The 20305-nt window shown below is 43.5% G+C and carries 19 protein-coding genes; 11 read left to right on the forward strand and 8 right to left on the reverse strand.

The window, feature by feature from the left end; translation table 11 throughout:
- Positions 1–12: 12 nt before the first annotated feature.
- A complete protein-coding gene (locus AC3D28_RS00455; RefSeq protein ID WP_488535196.1) occupies positions 13–1440 on the forward strand; it encodes a sugar porter family MFS transporter in 1428 nt (475 codons plus the stop codon).
- Between the two features lie 48 nt (positions 1441–1488).
- Here the strand turns inward: AC3D28_RS00455 and AC3D28_RS00460 are convergent, their stop codons facing one another.
- Positions 1489–2769, reverse strand: a complete 1281-nt coding sequence (locus AC3D28_RS00460) for an ROK family protein (RefSeq protein WP_488535197.1) — start codon at positions 2767–2769, stop codon at positions 1489–1491.
- A 214-nt stretch (positions 2770–2983) separates the two neighbouring features.
- Here AC3D28_RS00460 and AC3D28_RS00465 point away from each other — a divergent pair, with 214 nt between their 5' ends.
- Positions 2984–3946 carry an aldose 1-epimerase gene (locus AC3D28_RS00465; protein ID WP_488535198.1) on the forward strand — a complete coding sequence of 321 codons (963 nt, stop codon included), beginning with the start codon at positions 2984–2986 and terminating at the stop codon, positions 3944–3946.
- Between the two features lie 169 nt (positions 3947–4115).
- Here AC3D28_RS00465 and AC3D28_RS00470 read toward each other — a convergent pair whose 3' ends face one another.
- The 7 genes from AC3D28_RS00470 to radC all read right to left on the reverse strand — a co-directional run bounded on the left by AC3D28_RS00470 (position 4116) and on the right by radC (position 7563).
- Complete coding sequence (locus AC3D28_RS00470) at positions 4116–4352, reverse strand: hypothetical protein (RefSeq protein WP_488535199.1); 237 nt, start codon at positions 4350–4352, stop codon at positions 4116–4118.
- A 40-nt stretch (positions 4353–4392) separates the two neighbouring features.
- Positions 4393–4653 (reverse strand): hypothetical protein, encoded by a 261-nt coding sequence (locus tag AC3D28_RS00475; protein WP_488535200.1) that lies wholly within the window; start codon positions 4651–4653, stop codon positions 4393–4395.
- Positions 4654–4703: 50 nt separating this feature from the next.
- Entirely contained in the window at positions 4704–5033 is a 330-nt protein-coding gene (locus AC3D28_RS00480) for a hypothetical protein (RefSeq protein WP_488536028.1), read from the reverse strand.
- A gap of 47 nt (positions 5034–5080) precedes the next feature.
- Positions 5081–5848: a transcriptional regulator gene (locus AC3D28_RS00485; RefSeq protein ID WP_488535201.1), complete on the reverse strand. Its 768-nt coding sequence runs from the start codon at positions 5846–5848 to the stop codon at positions 5081–5083.
- Positions 5849–6165: 317 nt separating this feature from the next.
- The gene (locus AC3D28_RS00490; RefSeq protein ID WP_488535202.1) at positions 6166–6609 is read right to left on the reverse strand and encodes a DUF2787 domain-containing protein; all 444 of its coding nucleotides are present in this window, start codon (positions 6607–6609) and stop codon (positions 6166–6168) included.
- A 46-nt stretch (positions 6610–6655) separates the two neighbouring features.
- On the reverse strand, positions 6656–7093 hold the full coding sequence (locus AC3D28_RS00495) for a DUF2787 domain-containing protein (protein ID WP_488535203.1): 438 nt from the start codon (positions 7091–7093) through the stop codon (positions 6656–6658).
- Positions 7090–7563, reverse strand: a complete 474-nt coding sequence (radC, locus tag AC3D28_RS00500) for a RadC family protein (protein ID WP_488535204.1) — start codon at positions 7561–7563, stop codon at positions 7090–7092. The genes AC3D28_RS00495 and radC overlap by 4 nt, the downstream gene beginning before the upstream one ends.
- 233 nt (positions 7564–7796) lie before the next feature.
- Between radC and AC3D28_RS00505 the strand changes: the two genes are divergently transcribed.
- The 9 genes from AC3D28_RS00505 to AC3D28_RS00545 all read left to right on the forward strand — a co-directional run bounded on the left by AC3D28_RS00505 (position 7797) and on the right by AC3D28_RS00545 (position 20185).
- Complete coding sequence (locus AC3D28_RS00505) at positions 7797–7865, forward strand: hypothetical protein (protein WP_488536029.1); 69 nt, start codon at positions 7797–7799, stop codon at positions 7863–7865.
- 109 nt (positions 7866–7974) lie between these two features.
- Complete coding sequence (locus AC3D28_RS00510; RefSeq protein WP_488535205.1) at positions 7975–11334, forward strand: DEAD/DEAH box helicase; 3360 nt, start codon at positions 7975–7977, stop codon at positions 11332–11334.
- Positions 11335–11567: 233 nt separating this feature from the next.
- Positions 11568–11744 (forward strand): methylation-associated defense system helix-turn-helix domain-containing protein MAD1, encoded by a 177-nt coding sequence (gene mads1, locus AC3D28_RS00515; protein WP_009842282.1) that lies wholly within the window; start codon positions 11568–11570, stop codon positions 11742–11744.
- Positions 11741–13240 (forward strand): type I restriction-modification system subunit M, encoded by a 1500-nt coding sequence (locus AC3D28_RS00520; RefSeq protein WP_488535206.1) that lies wholly within the window; start codon positions 11741–11743, stop codon positions 13238–13240. Before mads1 ends, AC3D28_RS00520 begins: the two co-directional genes overlap by 4 nt.
- Positions 13237–14721 carry a type I restriction-modification system subunit M gene (locus AC3D28_RS00525; RefSeq protein ID WP_488535207.1) on the forward strand — a complete coding sequence of 495 codons (1485 nt, stop codon included), beginning with the start codon at positions 13237–13239 and terminating at the stop codon, positions 14719–14721. Before AC3D28_RS00520 ends, AC3D28_RS00525 begins: the two co-directional genes overlap by 4 nt.
- Positions 14714–15868, forward strand: a complete 1155-nt coding sequence (locus AC3D28_RS00530; RefSeq protein WP_488535208.1) for a restriction endonuclease subunit S — start codon at positions 14714–14716, stop codon at positions 15866–15868. The genes AC3D28_RS00525 and AC3D28_RS00530 overlap by 8 nt, the downstream gene beginning before the upstream one ends.
- A gap of 15 nt (positions 15869–15883) precedes the next feature.
- Positions 15884–18946 carry a type I restriction endonuclease subunit R gene (locus tag AC3D28_RS00535; RefSeq protein ID WP_488535209.1) on the forward strand — a complete coding sequence of 1021 codons (3063 nt, stop codon included), beginning with the start codon at positions 15884–15886 and terminating at the stop codon, positions 18944–18946.
- A complete protein-coding gene (locus AC3D28_RS00540) occupies positions 18946–19446 on the forward strand; it encodes a hypothetical protein (RefSeq protein ID WP_488535210.1) in 501 nt (166 codons plus the stop codon). The genes AC3D28_RS00535 and AC3D28_RS00540 overlap by 1 nt, the downstream gene beginning before the upstream one ends.
- On the forward strand, positions 19439–20185 hold the full coding sequence (locus tag AC3D28_RS00545) for a hypothetical protein (protein ID WP_488535211.1): 747 nt from the start codon (positions 19439–19441) through the stop codon (positions 20183–20185). The genes AC3D28_RS00540 and AC3D28_RS00545 overlap by 8 nt, the downstream gene beginning before the upstream one ends.
- The last annotated feature ends 120 nt before the right edge of the window (positions 20186–20305 follow it).

Below are 20305 nucleotides of genomic sequence, written 5' to 3' on the forward strand. Positions count from 1 at the left end.
CAAGGATTGATTATGAGTAAGACAAGCGATCAACTTAACATGAGAAATATCTGGCTCATCAGCCTAGTTGCTGCCTGCGGTGGGTTGTTATTTGGTTACGACTGGGTGGTTATTGGTGGGGCAAAGCCCTTCTATGAAGCCTATTTTAATATTACTAGTGCGTCGTTGTCTGGTTGGGCAATGAGTTCAGCGTTACTGGGTTGTATGGCAGGGGCGTTCATCGCAGGTACTGTCTCTGATAAATACGGGCGTAAACGTCCTTTGATCTTAGCGGCATTCTTGTTTGTGATTTCTGCTTGGGGCACCGCAATGGCAGGCAGTTTTAATGCATTTATTGTCTTTCGTATTATTGGCGGGATAGGGATAGGTTTAGCCTCAGCGTTATCACCTATGTATATCGCCGAAATTGCACCTGCGGAAAAACGTGGTAAGTTTGTGGCGATTAACCAGCTAACCATCGTTATCGGGGTATTAGCGGCGCAAATCATTAACTTGGTGATTGCAGAACCTGTGGCAACTGGCGCAGCACAAGCTGACATTTTACAATCATGGAATGGTCAAATGGGTTGGCGTTATATGTTTGGTGCAGAACTGGTACCAGCACTCGCGTTTTTACTTCTGATGTTTGTGGTGCCTGAATCGCCACGTTGGTTAGTGAAAATGGGAATGGCAAAAAAAGCCAAAGGCACATTACGTCGTATTGGTAGTGAAAGCTATGCTAGCCGCACCGTGGCAGAAATTGAAAGTACACTGTCAGCCGAAACCCGTTCGCTACCTTTTAGTGCGTTGTTAAAGCCAGATGTAAAACCCATTTTAATCATTGGTGTAGTGTTGGCAGCGTTCCAACAGTGGTGTGGGATCAACGTGATTTTCAACTACGCCCAAGAGATTTTTGCTTCCGCTGGGTTTGACATTAACGACACCTTGAAATCGATTGTAGCCACGGGATTAATCAACCTAGTCTTTACGATTTTGGCGATTCCGTTTGTTGATAAAATCGGCCGTCGTAAATTAATGATTGTCGGATCATTTGGCCTAACCATTATTTACGGCTTAATGTCTGCGGCTTATGCATTCGGCATGTTAGGGCTTCCTGTGTTGTTATTGGTGCTGGTGGCTATTTCTATCTACGCACTGACTTTAGCGCCAGTGACGTGGGTTCTGTTATCTGAAATCTTCCCGAACAAAGTACGTGGTACAGCCATGTCGGTTAGCACGCTTGCACTATGGGTGGCGTGTTTCGCACTCACATATACCTTCCCATTGCTTAACGCAGGGCTAGGCGCATCGGGTTCTTTCTTACTGTACGGTGTTATTTGTGCTTGTGGCTTTGTTTTCATCTATCGCCACGTGCCAGAAACCAAAGGTCGCTCATTAGAAGAGTTAGAGAAAGAGTTGGTAGCTCAATCTGCTAATTTAGGCAAAGAAGTAAAAGTATAACCAATACAAATAACCATAACTAAAAAGATCACCTAACGGTGATCTTTTTTATGCGTGAAACAAACTATCTAGCTCCTGTTCAACCCATAAATAGCTCATGCCCATCACTCGTTCTATTTGGCTTAGCTGACCAAACGACACCAGTGTTTGATCTTGGCGGCGAGCATTCTTATCTTCAAACGGATTCGTGAGTGTTTGATCTGTGATCGTATTCAACCAAGGTTGACCCAAGGCACAAGTGTTGCCGTACAGAATGATCTTATTGATGTTTAGGGTGATCAGAAAATTATACAAAGCTTGACCAAGCACTATTGCGGCGCGTTGAGCGACATCTAATGCGATAGGATCGTTTTGTTGGTAGCGCAGAACAAAATCATCAAACGTGAGAGCTTGTTCTTTTTCTATCATTGCCTCAAGTGTTTGCAGGTAGTGCGTAATCTCACTCTTATGCTCCGCCTTACTTTGACTGTGTAACGCAGATTGTTGAGAGTAGCGCTCGCACAAGGCTTTTGAACTGGCTTCGGTCTCTAAACACCCTTCTCGGCCACAACCGCAAATAATGCCGTTATTTGCTACTTTAGTGTGACCGATTTGTCCACTACCAAACATTTTTCCGCGGTAGATATTATTGTTTATCAGGAACGAAGAGCCGATCCCGTAATCGATATTCAGTACACAGAAATCTTGCCTGCTGTGGCCACCTAACCATTTTTCTGCTAATGCCATCATTACACAATCATTATCAACTAGCACATCAACACGTAAGCGTTTTTCGAGAATGTATTTAAGCTCTATGGATTGTGTCCATGGGGCTTGTGGCATTCGCATTGACGATCCAACATGAGTATCCACTTGCCCATGTACTGCAATCGATAACCGATAAGGTGTGGTGCGGTTTATTTGGCGACAAGCAACAATCACAGTAACTATATCGTCGATGAGTGCCTCTGGAGTAGCAGGGGCGATGGCTTGATTGACGAACACAGAGCAAGGGGTAATTTGATTATCGACCATGACGGCCTGAATACGAGTCGGGGACACGTTAAGACAAATGGTATCGGGGCGATGGCGTGATACATTGTACAAGCCTTTAAAGTTGCCCTTGCTTACGTCTGGCGACACGGTATTTTCAACGCGACCTTGATCGATTAATGCATCAGTGATCTTGGTGATTGCTGGAATGCTTAACTGCGTTGCCTGCGCTAGTTGTGACTTGGTCATCCCTTTGTTTTTATACAGCAACTCCATGATGATACGGCAGTTATATTGTCGCACCTGTTGGTTGTTAAGGCCCTTATGGCCATTGAACCCTAAGGTATTGGTCATCATTGTTTGTCACCACCTAATCAAAGTCGCTCAATTGGCCGCATGATTAACCCTACTAATAAGCACCTTTAGGAGTCAGCGTTTAGTAATAAGTGTTTAGTAATCCCTGTGACCTCGCTATCACTTAACGAACCATCACCCACTTACAGTAGCTTCTAAGCCGGTTGCGGGTTAATTAGCAAGTAGCATGGTATCACAATGGTAGAAGGGTTAATTTATGGCAATTCACACACTCGAAAATGACACATTGAAACTGATAATTAATGAGTTGGGTGGGGTTATTGATGCCTTCCAATACACGCATAACAATAAATGCAATCAAGGTGAAGAACATGCTTTCAATATTCTGAGACCACGAACAAAGCTGAGTGAAAATAATGCGGGAGAAGCTAGTATGTTCCCTATGGTGCCCATGGTGAACCGCATTAGAGGTAATAGCTTTGAATGGCTAGGACATCAAATAACATTGCCTATTCATTCACAAATAGATCCCGATTTCTTTTTACACGGTGATGGTTGGTTAACCCATTGGCAATTGTGTCGACAGAACCAACAAGAGTTATGGCTAGAATTAGCGATGACGTCAGACATTAAAGGCGTGTGTCACTACCAAGCCAAGCAGCGTTTTCAGCTTGAACAAGACAGCCTGATTGTAACCATGACAGTGACCAATCTTAGCGAGGAAGCCTTTCCATTCGGGGCGGGTTTCCACCCTTTCTTTCATTGCTTACCGGATACGCGTGTGCAATTCCCTGCGCTTGGGTGGTGGCGAGAAGATGCGACTTATCTACCAATAGACTATACAAGCGTTATCCCTCCCCTATACAGTTTTGAACGAGCGAAGCCTATTCCCCAAATATGGATTAATAATGGTTACCGTCTGGATAAATCAGGAGTAAAAGCCACACTAAAGCACGATAACGGCTTATTGGTAACGCTTATCAGCCCGTGTAATTACCTACAACTGTATAAGCCTGTAGGGCAAGCAAGTTTTCTGTGTTTAGAGCCTCAAAGTCAAGCGGTCAATGCACATGCTTGTTTATCGTCATTATCCTCTTTTCACGGTAATTCAATTCATGAAAGCTTGGGACTAACCATACTTGAAATGCATCAAAGTATGGAGCTCACTATGACCATCAAAATTGATAGTAGTTTATATGGGCGTAACTCTAATGCTTGATAAAATTCAATTAGATGGCTTCTTAAATACAATCTTTTATATCATTAATTTATAGGTACAAGGTAACGAGTGCCGTCTATAAGATACAAGTGTTTTTATGTACAGAAGCAAAAAAAGAATGGGGAGCGCAATTGCTCCCCATTGTCATTTTTAGCCTTGGCTGGTGGCATTACTTATCTTTGATGGCTTCACAGCCTTTAGGTATCGCAACCGACGATACCTGTTTACCTGCGATTAGGGCTGCTTTCACATCCAGTTTGTATTGAGTGCATTTGCCTACACTGACGTTGACCGCTCCCGTTTCTACCGATGGATTACCTCCAAGCGAACCACCACCTTGAGCCAAAACAAAAGGTGATGCTAGGGTAGTCAGTAGAACAAGTGTGTTTGTTGTGATGTTTTTCATTGTGTCATTCTCACTATAATTTTAAAAAGAAAGTTGGGGATTAGTTAGACGTTTGTTCAGCTTCAGATGAGCACTTATTCTTATCGGAGATATGCCCGTTAAGCTTTCCACACGCATCGGCTGTCCAATGTAGAAGCGCTCCAGCGACAAGAGTGGATTGAGGGCCTTGTTTTCCATTCCAGTGTTTCTCCAGATGCTCCTTAGAGATATTTGGTGTTCCACCGAGCGCAGCGTTTGCCATTGATGAAACGCTTAGAGATGAGCTCAATGCAATCGCGATGAGTACGTATGATTTTTTCATATTCGATCCTTATTGGTGTTGATAAATAGATGAGTTGTTTTGCTTTCGGTTTAGAAGGTGTAAACAAAGGTGCCAGCCGTTGAAGTGACTTCAATTTCTTTCACGTTGTCTACGGTGCAGTTGTTGCTGTATCCCGTGTAGGTTTCCCCGAACTTCAATGAAACGTTTCTAGATAGCTCTGAGGCCGTACCAGCAGGAATACGACAATTACCTCGATTAATCACAACGTCGGTGATGACGGTGTTATCGGTAATCGCTTGTAGGTCAAAGATTAAGCTTCCCCAATGAGAGTTGGTGGATATCGATACTTCTATATCCGCAACGGCTTCAGGAGATTCTTCCTGTTCAGTGCATCCTGTTGCTCCTATAAACAGGGCCATCGTGACTGCGTATCGAACCGATTGGTTTAGTCGATGTTTTAGTTTGGTCATGGGTTTACTCTCCTCATTGGTGAGTGGAATTCTGGGTAGCCTGCTCCTTCGTGAGTCAGCATGAACTGCTCAACATTGAAGTCCGAGGGATAGGTAAATGAAAATGTCGATACACTGGCCTCATCAATGAGTGGTAAGGCAACGGTGTGTATTGGATGTTGGTCGGATAGCCGAAAGAGCAGCAAGAGCGCGTCGCACTGAACCGAGAGTCCCAGTGGTTCAATGAGCGTTTGCTCCTGCTGCAAAGCTTGGCTAGAGACCTTTAGCATTCGGTTGTTAAGTAATGCTTCATGGACTGACCTTAAGACTTGTTGCTGCTTGTTACTCCAGCTTCTCGTATTAGGTAGGTTGAGGTGTACTTTGCTTAGCCAAAGTTGTTCTTTTGAAATGGCTGAAGCCTTGTCCTGTAAGGGTTTGTCTCTCTCCGAGGACCGACCCTGTTCATAATTCAGCACATCAGGAATAAGCGGCTGTAAGTACTTGTTGGTCAGTTGCCAATAGAGCATTTCTTGCTTATTGAACGTCAGCAACTGCTCGGATGTTTTTCGGTAAACATGGGGCATGCTCATCGAATCACACTCCACGTTAAACACCTCCACAATGACTTCATCGAGGTAGCGTTTGATACTGCGCGTGGTGCGGTGGATATCGATTAGGGCCAACTGCTGCTGCAACTCCCTAACGGTGATCCATCGATGTTGAGGAATAAGCATCAGCGTGTGCAGCAAAGCAGATAAGCCTTCAATGCTGGTTTTATTGCTCATGGCTACTCTCTCAATACATAGCGCTCCACACCGGAGTCGGACATTTAATGTCGGGAGAATAGAGGTGGGTTCGACACATAATGTCCAACGGTTAAAGCGCCATCAATCGACTTAACGAAAGCGTGAGTCGATTAACATTATCGATGGTTGTTTTTATCTCTCAGCTCTGAGATGGCTACCAGCAATCCAATCAGCAGTACCACCAGAAAGCCTAAAGTTGTTAGGGTTCCTATGGCACCAAAGAAAGGGGAAAGAGAAAGTAACGTGATGAGGGCAGAGATAAGCTTGATGGTTTGTAGGAGAAGGGAAGTCATGAGTTATTGCGGGGTAAGAGTAATATCGTCGAATGCCTCCATCTCAACGTATGCGAGAAAATTACTCTCCCACAATTTATACAGCTCGACAGCGTCACGGTTATCGTTCATTGAAAACCAGCCGTGGTAGCTGGCAAAACATTGACGAGCGCGAAAGTCAAAATCCAAATTCCGCTCAAGCTCAGGGTAGTAGTTCCCCATATAAGCAAAGTCTGTGATGTACTCAACACACCATTCTCCTGTTGAAGACTGGCAAATAGAAATTTCGACAGGATGAAAGCCACCAGCATCAGCACTGTAAGTTTTATCACGAAGGTTAAAGACCACATGTCGGCTGGTGGAGAGCGTTTCATTGTTAAGCAAATGTGCCGAGTAACGCGCATTAAGCAATGCATACAGCTTCTTAGAAACAGGTAGGGGTAATGACGTAAAGGCTAATTGGGACATCGACAGTCCTCCTTGCTTAGGGATAAATCAGAAAGTAGTTAAGGGGTTAGTTAAACGAACTGACCAACGAGAGTTGCACGTTATCAAAGACGTTTCGGGTTAGGTGGCGAGTTAATGCGTTAATCCAAGCGGTGAGCACCTCTTGCACTTCTGGATGAGATAAATCCGTTGTTCCTGTATCGGGTTGATAGAACCAACGATTAGTAAGGTGAAAGTACAGCTCCGGCTCTACGCTAGTACTGTTATCATTAGGGTAAGAAAAGCTCGCAAAGAACACGATGAACCAAGGCTCTGAGATTGACTCTCGTTTGAGTTGTATCTCAATCGGGTGCAATCCTTGGCGATGGCGGTAGTAACTCATTTGACGGCAGTTCAGTACCAGTCTTTCAGCATGCATAGGAACTGTATGATCTGCTAGAAGATTTTCTAGTGACGAGAGCAGTGCATCATTGATACTGATGTCACCATAGTGTTGTTCAATCATAACCAGCCTCGCTCAGCAAATGAGGTGCAGACTTCACCCGTCACGATATGGTCCAATACGCGCACATCCACCAGCGCTAAGGCGTCCTTGAGCCTTTCGGTTATACGTCTATCCGCTTGTGAGGGGGTAGAGTCACCGGAAGGGTGGTTGTGAGCCATAATCACCGCTGCGGCATTCACTTCTAACACCGCTTTCACCACTTCACGTGGGTAGACGCTGGCCGCGTCCACCGTTCCTTGAAAGAGTTCTTTAAACTCAATCAATCGGTTTTGGTTATCCAGTAGCAGTAAAGCAAACACTTCACGCTCATAGCTGCCTAGCTTGCAGCGTGCATACTCTTTGGTCGCATCAGGGCTAATTAAGGCATCACCACGCACATAGCGCGTGGCGAGTATCTCAGCGGCATGCTCTAGGATTTCATTTTCCTGATAGCGCTGTTGTTTTTGGTAATCAGAATTTTGGGTAGTCATTACGGGCTCCTGTCGGATTCAATGATGGGGTTTCACATTGATGACATATGCCTGAAAATTTTTGGTTTAAGTCTTGTAGCGCAGAGGCTCAACGCATAACCGTCTTTTTTGCGTCAGAGCTTATTTAATGAGGACGGAATCGGCGACTGAAACATGAGATCTTTGAAGTTAAAAGAAGTAATAGGAAAGGCAGCACTGAACCGTTTAGCTTAGGATAAAGAGCGATTGCCTGGCTGGAAAGTGAAGTAGGTGATTGGATGGAAGGGCGCTTGTTTTTAAGTTTATTCATGCTGCTTTTTTAAGGAGGCCGTCACACTCTATCATTCTTCCATCATTCTTCATCGCCTTATGCAATCAGGCTGTATATTATCGTAACTTAATGATCTTTTAGGTATTGATAGGCTTTGATTAGTGGACAGTAGAAAAGAAAGCTCAATAAATATATTGAAATCCTGGCATCTCGTGGAGTTTTTTCAAGCCTACTCGGTGCCAGATAAAGACGATAGTAAAATTGCTCCAGTAAACGTGTCCGGTTACGAATTGCAGTCACATGGTAATCATCTACTTCCTTGGTTAAATCTGGCGACTCGTGACTCACTAGGTCTTACTCCGGGGAAAAAGTGTGTTTATACTCTTTATTTGGGCCTGTTTGATAAATCGTCGATAGATAAAAAAGTTGCAGAGTACTTTTCTACCAACAGCCAGGAGGATTGCTTCTCTGAAGAAATAGAACAAAGAAGAGACAATGAAGGGGCGTCTTGCTTTGCTAAGTTGATGTTGGATGAGTTTGGTACACCTCGACTCGATACCTTTTCGGTAAGCACGCTACCTTGGGCTTTAGCTGAGTTACTCGAGGGGAGAGCTGGGACAATATCTCAGGAGCGATTTGATAGTCGGTGCGACGACCTAAACGAGTTTGTGGAGCGCTGGGAAACAACCCTACCTAGCCACCCTAGCTCTGAGGGAAGGAATACTCTTTGTGTGAATAGCCTAATGAACTTGGTTCAAGGACTTTATCAATGGGCTGGTATTTCTAATCAGGACTTATTACTTTCAGAGAGCTCACAGGTTTACCCGTTTCAGATGGCTTTTTATGAGTATGAAGCGAAGTCTGACAACCTTTTGGCGGACAAAAACAAGCCAGGAAAAGTTGAAGACGATAATGAGGGTGACTCTAACGATGACGAATCTCAGCTACCCATTCTAAACAGCTTTTACATTCGAGATATAGAGCGTGCGATTAATGCGATTGCTTCCGACACGGCTAGTAAACCTCTTCAAGCTTATCTGGGACAATCCAGTCACAAGCACGTTGATCTATATACAAATGATTCTATTCCCCTAATTCATAAGCATTTGAATCCCAAGACGACGCCAGAAGGTAGATGGCTGACAGAACCCGCGCATAACATGTCTTTAATGCAGCAGTTTGCCATCAATACCGTATTTAAGGAGCTAAAAACAGGTGGCGTCATCTCCGTCAATGGTCCTCCTGGTACAGGTAAAACTACGCTGTTGCGGGATATAATTGCGCAAAATATTGTAGAAAGAGCGAAAGTTTTAGCTTCTTTTTCGAAAGCTCGTGACGGGTTAAGCCCTGAAGGGTTTCTTGTTGAAGAACTCACTGATTTTGAAATGGTCGTAGCATCATCGAACAACGCTGCGGTTGAAAATATTTCAAAGGAGCTTCCTCAAGCAAAGTCGATAGCTGGCAGATATGTTAATACAAGTTTTTTTCGTTCCGTAGCAAATCAAGTTAGTGCTGATGAAAAGAAAGGTCGTTTACAACCTTTGAATGACAAAAGACAGAACTGGGGAAATATCTCTGCTGCCATGGGGGCTTATAAAAAGAGGCAAAGGTTTCTCGATCGCTTTTTCTTTAAATATCACTATGAAAAAGGCAATGAGCCAGCGGTTAGAGAACCTTCTTTGGACTTCTTGAATTTTTGGCAATATCGCTCAACTTATACAGGGCCTTCTTTTAACACGGCCAAAAAATCTTTTAACGAGAAGTTATCTTGTTTCCATGAGTTAAATGACAAGTTAGCCTATTTTGATAGTCTGCAAAAAACTTTCGATGGCCAGCAATTCGATGTTGATTTACATCGAATGAACCGTGCTCTAAATGAGCTCGAAAACTATGCTCATTCGCTCTCTGTGGAGCTCGATGCCCTTAATTCAACAAGAAACGCTGAAGTGAAAAGGGAAGAAGAAATCGCAGTTTCCTTAGAGTTACTAAAGGTTAACTCTCCTGGTTGGTTCAGTCGGTTCTTTAACACTAAGAAAAATAAACAATACAAAGCCTCACTATCCCGAAAGCTTGGTGAGTACGAAAATGTCAAAAAAGCTATCCGGCTGACTGTTGGTGATGTTGAGGCCAAAGAGCTCAAGATAAAAGGATGTACAAAGAAAATTTCACAGCAGCTGGTTAATATTCAAGCTAAAGAGCTTGAAAAAAAGAAGCTTCTAGATGAGTTAGATGCCTATAGAACGGAGTTTAAAGGGTATCATCTACCTGAAATTACTGATGATATCGAGGGGCATGACAGGCAGAGGCATGCATGTTGGCAGCACGAAACCATTAATGGATTACGGTCTGACATTTACGTGGCAGCGTTAGAGCTTCACGAGGCTTGGTTGATAGAGGCCAGTAAGCAGAGTGTCTTTCTATCAAAGATAAGAAGTATCAATGATGTTGTGTTAGGGAAGAGTAGCGAAAATGCACTGGCGATTTGGCAGATACTATTTATGTTTGTCCCCGTGGTTTCGACGACTTTTGCTTCATTGGGAAATATGTTTTCTAAGTTGCCCCCAGAGTCTCTAGGTTGGCTCATGATTGATGAGGCCGGGCAAGCAATACCCCAAGCAGCGGTTGGTGGGTTGCTTCGTGCTAAGCGGGCTGTGGTTGTTGGAGACCCTCTGCAAATCGAACCTGTGTTTACTTCCCCACCAGAGCTTATTGATTACCTAATGCGATCTAAGTTGCAAGAGGAATCCGAGAAGTGGGACCCTTGTAAGTGGTCAGTTCAGACGTTAGCCGATCGCGTTAATCCATATGGCTGTATGATAGATATGGACGGTGAAGACCAATGGATAGGTATACCGTTATGGGTACATCGCCGATGTATAGAGCCAATGTTTAGCATTTCGAATGAAATAGCTTATAACAATCGAATGATACATGGCTCTGACAACAATAAAGATGTTGAGCCAAGAACTCATAAGGCCTTAGGACAAAATCGATGGAATGATTCACAAGGAGACTGTGTACTCAAACAGTACAAACGTGAGCTGGGCGAAGATGTTAAAGTTCTTCTACTCGAATTAGCAGCACAGAATGGTGACTTAAACAGTATCTATCTGATTACACCGTTTAAAGCAGTAAAAAAAGAGTTGAAAGAAGATCTAAGGCGTAGCAAGTCCGAGCTGCTTAGTCACTCGAGTTGGAATGGGAAGGAGTTTAATAACTTTTTGAAATACAACGTCGGGACTGTACATACCTTCCAAGGCAAGGAGAATGATATCGTTATTTTAGTTCTCGGTTGTGACACTAAAAACAGTGGTGGGGCATCTTGGGCTTCTTCGAAACCAAACTTGTTGAACGTAGCTGTTACCCGAGCCAAAAAACACTTGTATGTCATCGGCGATATTCAGGTTTGGTCCGACAAGCGCTATTTTGATAAAACATACAGTAAGTTGAATTATTTTAGTATGAATGACTATTCGCAGAGCGATAGTACAACGAAACACAAAGACCCATTGCCTGTTTAGGTTAGTAATAGTTCTATACTTATGATCTGCTGAATTATCAATATAGTGCGGAAGCTATCATTGCATTGATAACTATGAAACAAACCCCCACCAGCGAAAACTGGAGGGGGTTTGTATTTTTTCTATGCACTTAGTCTTGTATTAAGTCGCCCCACGTTGCCGATTCCCCAATTTTCCCATATTCTCTCACCATTAATTCTGATGAATAAAACCAACATGAGATAACACTCTGAATGGTCGACCAAATTTTAACCTTGAAAGAGGTGGCTGCTTACCTAAAGTTGGCCGAAAAAACAGCATACAGATTAGCAAGCGAAGGAAAGCTTCCTGGTTTCAAAGTCGGCGGTTCTTGGCGCTTCAAACGTGAAGACCTTGAAGCGTGGATAGAAGAGAATAAGAGCAAGCAATGACATTAATAAATCTCAAAGACTTAGAAGCGCACCTTTGGCATGCGGCCCACATCATTACGGGCCCTATTGACGCTTCAGACTACAAAACCTACATCTTCCCAATCCTATTCTTTAAGCGTATCTGTGATGTTTACGATGAAGAGTTCGAAGAGGCGATGGAGCAGGTGGGTGATGAAGAGCTTGCGAAAGGCGATATGTTTCACCGAATCCAAATTCCAGCTAACTGCCATTGGAAAGATGTGTTTGCAGAAACTAAGGATATCGGCCAAGCCCTAAAAGATTCATTCCGTGGCATTGAGCTAGAAAATCCACAGCTACATGGCATTTTTGGTGACGCGAGTTGGACGAACAAAGAGCGTCTATCAGACGAACTGCTATCGACACTACTCAACCATTTCAACAAGGTTAACCTTGGCGTATCGAGTGTGCGTAATGATGATATGGGTCGTGCTTACGAATACCTCATCAAGCGCTTTGCTGATAAAGCAAACAAGAAAGCAGGTGAGTTCTATACGCCACGTACCATTGTTCGTCTTATGGTTAATATTCTAGACCCACAAGCTAATGAAAGTGTATATGACCCGGCTTGTGGTACCGGCGGTATGCTGCTTGAAACTATTCACCACGTAAAAGAAAGCGGTGGTGATCCGCGTCTACTTAAGATCAAAGGGCAAGAGAAGAACCTGACCACCGAAGCGATTGCTCGAATGAACTTGTTCCTACACGGGCAAGAAGACTTCGAAATTGTTCGTGGTGATACACTTCGTGATCCTAAGTTTCTGAAGAATGACCAACTAGAAAACTTTGACTGCGTAATCGCAAATCCACCATTTAGCTTAAAAGAGTGGGGGCATGATTATTGGACCAGTGATCCTTATGGCCGTGCAAGCTTTGGCTTAGCACCAAAAAACAACGGGGATTTTGCTTGGGTTCAGCATATGTTTGCTTCATTGAATGATAAAGGGCGCATGGCGGTAGTACTGCCACATGGTGTGCTTTTCCGTGGTGGTGCAGAAGGTAAAATTAGAACCAAGCTATTAAAAGAAAATCGCATCGTGGCGGTAATCGGCGTGGCTTCAAACCTGTTCTACGGTACAGGCATCCCTGCTTGTATTCTCGTATTGCGTAAAGCAAGACCAGAAGAGCATAAAGACCATGTTCTGATTGTGAATGCGGAAGAGATCTTTACTAAAGGCCGAGCGCAAAACACCTTGTCAGAGCCTCAAGCTGATGAGATTTACGAAATCTATCAGAACATGCGCACCAATGGACCGAAGGCAGATGACATCGAAGGCGTCGCACGTTGGGTGCCACATAGCGAGATTGAAGAGAACGATTTCAACTTGAACATCGCTCGTTATGTACAAAAGCCGCTAGAAGAAGAAACCATTACCGTTGAAGAAGCATTGAAAGATTTCCAGCAAAAATTAGCAGCCTTAGAAGTTGCTGAACAAGAACTAGAAGCCTTGTTAATCAAAGAGGGCTTTGAGCTATGAACAAAAACAAATTAGAAGAGCTACTGTGGGGTGCAGCCGAGTTCCTGCGTGGGCAAATTGATGCGTCTGATTACAAGCAGTACGTATTCCCACTGCTGTTCTTTAAGCGTCTATCGGATGTATATCTAGAAGAGTATAACGAAGCACTAGAGTTGCATGAAGGTGATGCGGAATATGCCGCGATGTCTATGTACCACCGCTTCGATATTCCAGAAGAAGCGAGCTGGGAGAGAGTACGCAATACCAGTAAAGACATTGGTGAAGCGATTCAAAATGCACTGCGTTTGATTGAAGCAAAGAATGAACGACTACATGGTGTATTTGGTGATGGGCAGTGGACCAACAAAGAGCGCTTGCCAGATCACTTGCTATCAGACCTTATTCAGCATTTCAGTAAAATCCCACTAGGCATTAAGTCTGTGGCTCAAGATGACTTGGGTGAGGCTTACGAGTACCTGATCAAAAAGTTCGCTGACGATTCGGGTCACACTGCTGCTGAGTTCTATACCAATCGTACCGTTGTGCATTTGATGACCCGTATCATGAAGCTTAAACCTGGCGAGAGTGCGTATGATCCAACCTGTGGTACGGGTGGTATGCTGCTGAATGCTGTGATGGATTTACGCTCGCAAGGTGAAGAGTGGCGTGGTGTTCACTTGTATGGTCAAGAAGTAAACCTGTTAACTTCTGCTATTGCGCGTATGAACATGTTCTTGCATGACATTGAAGAGTTCGATGTGATGCGTGGCGATACCTTAGGTGACCCTAAGTTTATTGAGAATGATCAACTGAAACAGTTTGATGTAATTTTCGCTAACCCGCCGTACTCGATCAAAAAGTGGAACCGTGAAAAGTTCGCGGCTGACCCGTATGGGCGCAATATGTACGGCGTGCCACCACAAGGTTGTGCTGATTACGGTTTTTATACCCATATTATCAAAAGTCTAAAATCTGATACTGGCCGAGCAGCAATGCTTTGGCCTCATGGAATCCTGTTCCGCGATTCTGAGCAAGCGATCCGTAAACAGGTGATTGAATCTGACATCATTGAAGCGGTGGTAGGGCTTGGACCAAATCTGTTCTACAACTCGCCAATGGAGTCTTGCGTGGTCGTGCTTAACTGCAATAAGCCAGTTGAGCGTAAAAACAAGATTCTCTTTATCAATGGTGTAGAACATGTAACCCGCGAGCGTGCTCACAGCCGCTTATCTGATAATGATTTAGATGTGCTTTGTGAAGCGTATTTCAAACCGGACAACCAAAGTAGTATTACTGCGCTGGCTGATTTAAACACTATCAGTGAAAACCAATACAACTTATCTATTCCACTTTACGTGAAAGCCAAGGTTAGTGAGGAAGTACATGATATCGAACATGCTATTGAGGCATGGAAAATGAGCCGAGTACAACTGAAGAAGCAAACCAACAAACTATTAAATAGCCTCGAGCAGTTAGGTTACGAGGTAAAGAAAGATGACTGATAAGCAAACTGTAAAATTCGGTGATATCTGTAAAGAAGTAAAGCTAACGACTAAAGATCCTATTGGTGACGGCTATGAGCGTTACATCGGCCTTGAACACTTAGATTCTGGTTCTTTAAAGATAAAGCGTTGGGGAATCATTGCCGAAGACAACCCGAGCTTCACACGAGTGTTTAAGAAGGGGCATATCCTTTTTGGTAAACGACGCCCTTATTTAAAAAAAGCAGCAGTGGCTGAATTCGATGGAATTTGCTCAGGTGACATTATTGTAATGGAGCCGAAAGATGCACTTGAAGTACCTGCATTATTGCCATTTATAGTTCAATCAGAAAAATTTTGGGATTGGGCGATAAAAACATCATCAGGCTCTTTATCTCCGCGCACAAAATTTTCTGTACTTTCAACTCTTTCTTTGGATATCCCTGTTGTTGATAAACAACAGACGTTACTGAAGGTTTTGACAACTTCTCAGCAAGCAATTAACTGTGCAAGTGATATGTTGGTCAGTACCGAGAGGTTATTCCACTCAATGCTTACCGATATATTCAAAAAAGGGCTTAAAGACCCGAGCTGGAGTAGTTGTGTATTAGATGATTGCGCTGAAATACAAACCGGACTGGCTCTAAGCAGTTCCAGAGAATTTACTGAGGATACTTTTGATGTGCCTTACTTAAGAGTAGCTAATGTTTACGATGGTCGCTTTGAGCTGGATGAAATCAAGTATGTTAAGGCAACAAGAGCAATGATTGAACGTTTCAGAGTCAGACATGGAGATATTTTGGTCGCAGAAGGCGGCGATTTTGATAAGGTTGGGCGAGGTCATATTTGGACTGACGAAGTTCAAGATTTAATCCATCAAAATCACTTGTTTGCTATTCGAACAGATCAGAATGTTTTGCTACCTGAGTTCTTTAATTATCTAAAATCTAGCTTTATTGGCATCAAGTTTTTCTTGGGGATTGCTCAGCAAACCACTAATTTAGCGACAATAAATGCGACACAGGTTAGAAAGTTTCCTTGTATTTTTCCAACCCTTGAAAAGCAGCAACTGTTAATACAGCAACTTGATGATCTTAAAACCTCTTTGAAAGTAAGAGAGAGTCACGTTGAAGAGCTGAAGACTCTTAATCGTCACCTATTGGGCTAAGCAGGAACTGCCATAATGTTTAATGAACAAACCGTCACAGAAAATGGAATCATAGACCGTTTAAAAGGCTTAAGCGGAGTGAAGTGGAATTACTGCCATGGTGAAAGCTTACCCAAGCAAACACACGATATCTTCGTCGATACTTGGCTCAAAGATGCGCTTTGTTCGTTAAACCCCGATATTGGCAAAAATCCCGATTATGCCGATGAAGTTATCTACAAACTTCGTGGCTTGATGTTGGAAGCCAAACATACAGGCTTAGTCAAAGCTAACGAGAATTTTCATGAATGGTTAATGGCTGAGAAAAGCCTACCGTTTGGCGAGAACGGCGACCATATTACTATCAAGCTAATTGACTTTGATACCCCTGAAAACAACCACTTTGTTGTATCTCAACAGGTTCACTTCATTGCCGCGACAGAGGTGTTCTTCGATATCGTTCTGTATGTGAACGGTATTCCGCTGGTGGTGGGGGAAGTAAAATCTGCTACTCGTTCAAGTGTGACTTGGCAAGATGGCGCTGCTGATTTTATGGGCGGACAAAAGCACTATTGGAAAAATGTTGAGCCTTTCTTCGTGCCAAACCTTCTGTGTTTTGCTTCTGAAGGTCGCACCTTTGCTTATGGTGCAATCAATGCCCGAGTGAAAGACTGGGGGCCATGGCATAAAACCGATCAGCGAGATGAAATTCCAGCTAGCTTAGCTACCGTACTTGATAGCTGTGAAGGATTGCTGGATCCCGAAACTTTGCTACAAATGCTTGAGTCTTTCGCGCTGTTCTCTACTGTGAAAACAGGCAAAGACACGCCCCCCAAACGCATTAAGATTCTGCCGCGTTACCCGCAATTTGAAGCCGCAAAGCAAATTGTTGAACGTGTAAAAAAAGGCTATCCGAAAAAAGGTCTTATCTGGCACTTCCAAGGTTCAGGCAAGTCCTTGCTTATGCTCTATGCCGCACGCATGCTTCGTGCGGATAATAAATTGAAAAATCCAACCGTTCTTATTGTGGTAGACCGACGAGATCTCGATAGCCAAATTAATGAAACTTTCGGTGGGGCCGATGTTAAAAACCTCATCAAAGTACAAAGCTGTAAAAAGCTTGGCGAGCATATTGAACAAGATAGTCGCGGTATTTTGATCACCACAGTCTTCAAGTTTAAAGACGTCGAAATCGATGAGAGCAATGAAAACGGTTTAAACAGTCGTGACAACATTATCGTGCTGGTGGATGAAGCGCACCGTACTCAAGAAGGTTCGCTCGGCGACAAAATGCGCTGGGCACTGCCTCACGCTCACTTCTATGGTTTAACAGGTACGCCGATTTCTGGTATCGACCGTAATACCTTCAAACTCTTTGGTGCCGAAGAGGATGAAGGGCGTTACATGAACCGCTACAGCTATAAGCAATCCATACGAGATAAAGCAACTAATGCGGTCAAGTTCGAGCCTCGTTTGGCTGAGCTTCGAGTGGATCGTGCCGCGATTGATGAAGCCTTTGAACAAATGGTCAAAGACAACGACCTGGATGATGATGAGAAAATGGCGTTGTCTAAACGCGCCGGTCGCTTAGCGATTATGTTGAAGGCGCCAAAACGTATGGCCGCAGTAAGTGAAGATATTGCCAATCACTTTGTAAGCCATGTAAAGCCAAAGCAGATGAAAGGCATGGTTGTAGTCTATGACCGAGACGCTTGTGTTCAGATGTATTACTTACTCGGTAAGAAACTAGGCTTTGATGCGGTTGAAGTGGTTATGAACGTCGACCAAGCACCGATCAAAGACGACGATGAGAGTAAAAAGGGTAAGGTCAATAAAGACTGGCGTAAGTGGAAGCAAGAACTTGAGCTACCTATCATTGAGTCTGACTTTGAACGCTGGCAAGAGATAGACGGCAATGATCAAAAACAGAAGAGCCTAATTGAGGATTACAAAGATCCAAAACAACCACTTCAACTGTTGATTGTTACCGCAAAACTGTTAACAGGATTTGATGCACCTATCTGTTACTGCATGTACTTAGATAAGCCATTACGTGACCATACCTTGTTGCAGGCGATGTGCCGTACTAACCGTTTGTACGAGACTGACAATGTTAGCAAGCAAATGGGCCTTATCATTGATTACCTTGGCGTGTTTGAGAACTTGCGTACCGCACTGGCATACGATCCTGAAGAAATCGACGGTGTGGTGGAGGGCATTGAGGCCTTTAAAGAGCTATTGCCAGCTCAGTTAGATAAGTGCTTAAGTTTCTTCCCTAACGTCGACAGAACCATCGACGGCTTTGAAGGCATTATGGCAGCGCAAGCTTGCTTACCGACTAACGAAAAGCGCGATGAGTTTGCAGCCTCTTTCGGCGTATTAGCTAAGTTATGGTCTGCAATTAACCCAGACGCTTTCCTTACGCCTTACAGAGCCGATTATAAGTGGCTGGTTCAAATCTATGAATCAGTTCGTCCAGTAGGTCAGACAGGCTCGCTCGTGTGGGCTGCGCTAGGCCCAGAAACCATAAAGATGATCCATGAACATACCGACATTAATCGTATTCGTGATGATATTGATGAGTTGGTTATGGATGAGCACGCTATCTTCACCTTGACTGAGAAAGAACAAGAGAAGCGCGCAAGCCAGCTTGAAATCGATCTAATGGGCCGTCTACGAGGTAGCGGTAACCCGCAGTTCGTAGCATTAGGTGAGCGCTTAGAGAAATTACGCCAGGATTATGAAGCAGGCGTAATCAAAGCTATCGATTGGTTAAAAGGTCTACTCGATACAGCTAAAGACACTGTACAAGCCGAGCGTGAAACGGGCGATTCACCAGTAACCCAAGAAGATAACAAGCAGGCGTTAACAGAATTGTTTTTAGAAACACGCCCTGAAAGCACACCTAAGGTAATTGGTGATGTCGTCGAGCAGATAGATAAGATTGTAAAAGTCAAGCGCTTTAAAGGCTGGCAGAGCTCGAACAGTGGCCCAAGAGAGATTCAAAAGGCCTTGTTACTGACATTAGCCCAATTTGGTTTAGGAAAAGACAAAGAGCTGTTCGCCAAGGCGTACGGTTATATTGAAGAGCATTATTGATGAAGTATGTTGGTAATGAATTGCAGCGATTAGCATTAAATGAACCTGAAACAACGAATGCGGATTTGTTAGGTAGGAGTGCATTTAACCGTTATTATTACGCAGCTTTTTTAGTTACTCGAGAGACCTTAGGCTTTTTAAATAGCGGATGGAAGGGAACACCTCATGGCAATATTCCAGCACTGCTCGAAATGAGCTTAAAGAAAAAAGCTAAACCTGTAGCTGAAGGTTTCAAGCGAAAAGGGTTAATGACTCAAGGGGATTGTAGTCGTATCCTTACTGAAATTGATACCGTTGCTAAAGAGTTGGCGGAATTATTAAGGCATGCTTATGCGGCTAGAATATTGGCTGATTACGAGCCTGAAATTAAAACTGCTATAAAAGATAAGGTGATTTACTTAGAGATTCACAAGCTCACATCTGCAGAGATGTGGCCGAATAGAGCAGAAGCCCTTTGTAAAAGACTAAGAAAAGTATGGAAGGAGTTAGGTCTTGCTTGAGAAGTTAGATTCCCCTGAACTGGAGGCTTTAATTAAGAGTTACTTTGTTTCTGATGTTACGATTCGTTCATCTGATGGTTGTTATGTATTCTACGTACCAAAAGACCGTGTGAGTGAGGTTAAAAGTCAGGGGTTCATTTCCAAGAAGCAATTAAGTAACTTGCAAGATAAGCTAAATGAGCAGTATAAAATCAGGAGTGAAGTATTGCTTATCGACTCTGAGAAGTTAGATAAATTAAAGGTGAGTTTTGAAACTTTATTGCAGGTAACTTTTCCTGATGATATTGCGGATTGTAGCATTGAATTTTTAAACGCCCAAAGCGTGAGCGTTGAGGTTAGTCTCCATAGTATCGAAAGGGCTAATAAAAAAGCCATTCAAGGTCATCTAGAGTTAATACTATCTCCCGTTGGGGTAAGCCATGTTGCTTTGCGCTGGATTGATAATCAAGCTGAGTTTCCGTCTATTATTGAGGTTCTTTCTGCAACTAAGCGAGCGCAGCCAGCAACCATAGAAGAAATAGTTAACTCTCTATCTCGTGATTATGAACACGTTGGAGGAGGTTGGTTGAATAGGCAGCTAGACAAATTAATCAAAAAAAAACTAGTCGTTCGAGAGAAAGAAACTGCGACATACTGTCTTACTTTTAAGGGACTGAATGTGTTGCCTAGTGCCTCAAATAGAAATAATTCAGATATAGTAAGAGCACTTGATTTAGGTAGAAGAAAATGGTCCAATTGAAAAACGGAGCGGCGATAAATTGTCGCGAGGGTGTGTATCATGCCCGTTTGCGAAGGCTTGACACAGAAACACCGATGGACGAACGTCCATCCGTGCTTCGCCCGGCTGGACGTTCGTCCA

The sequence above is a fragment of the Vibrio sp. TAP-3B genome (genome assembly GCF_057784735.1).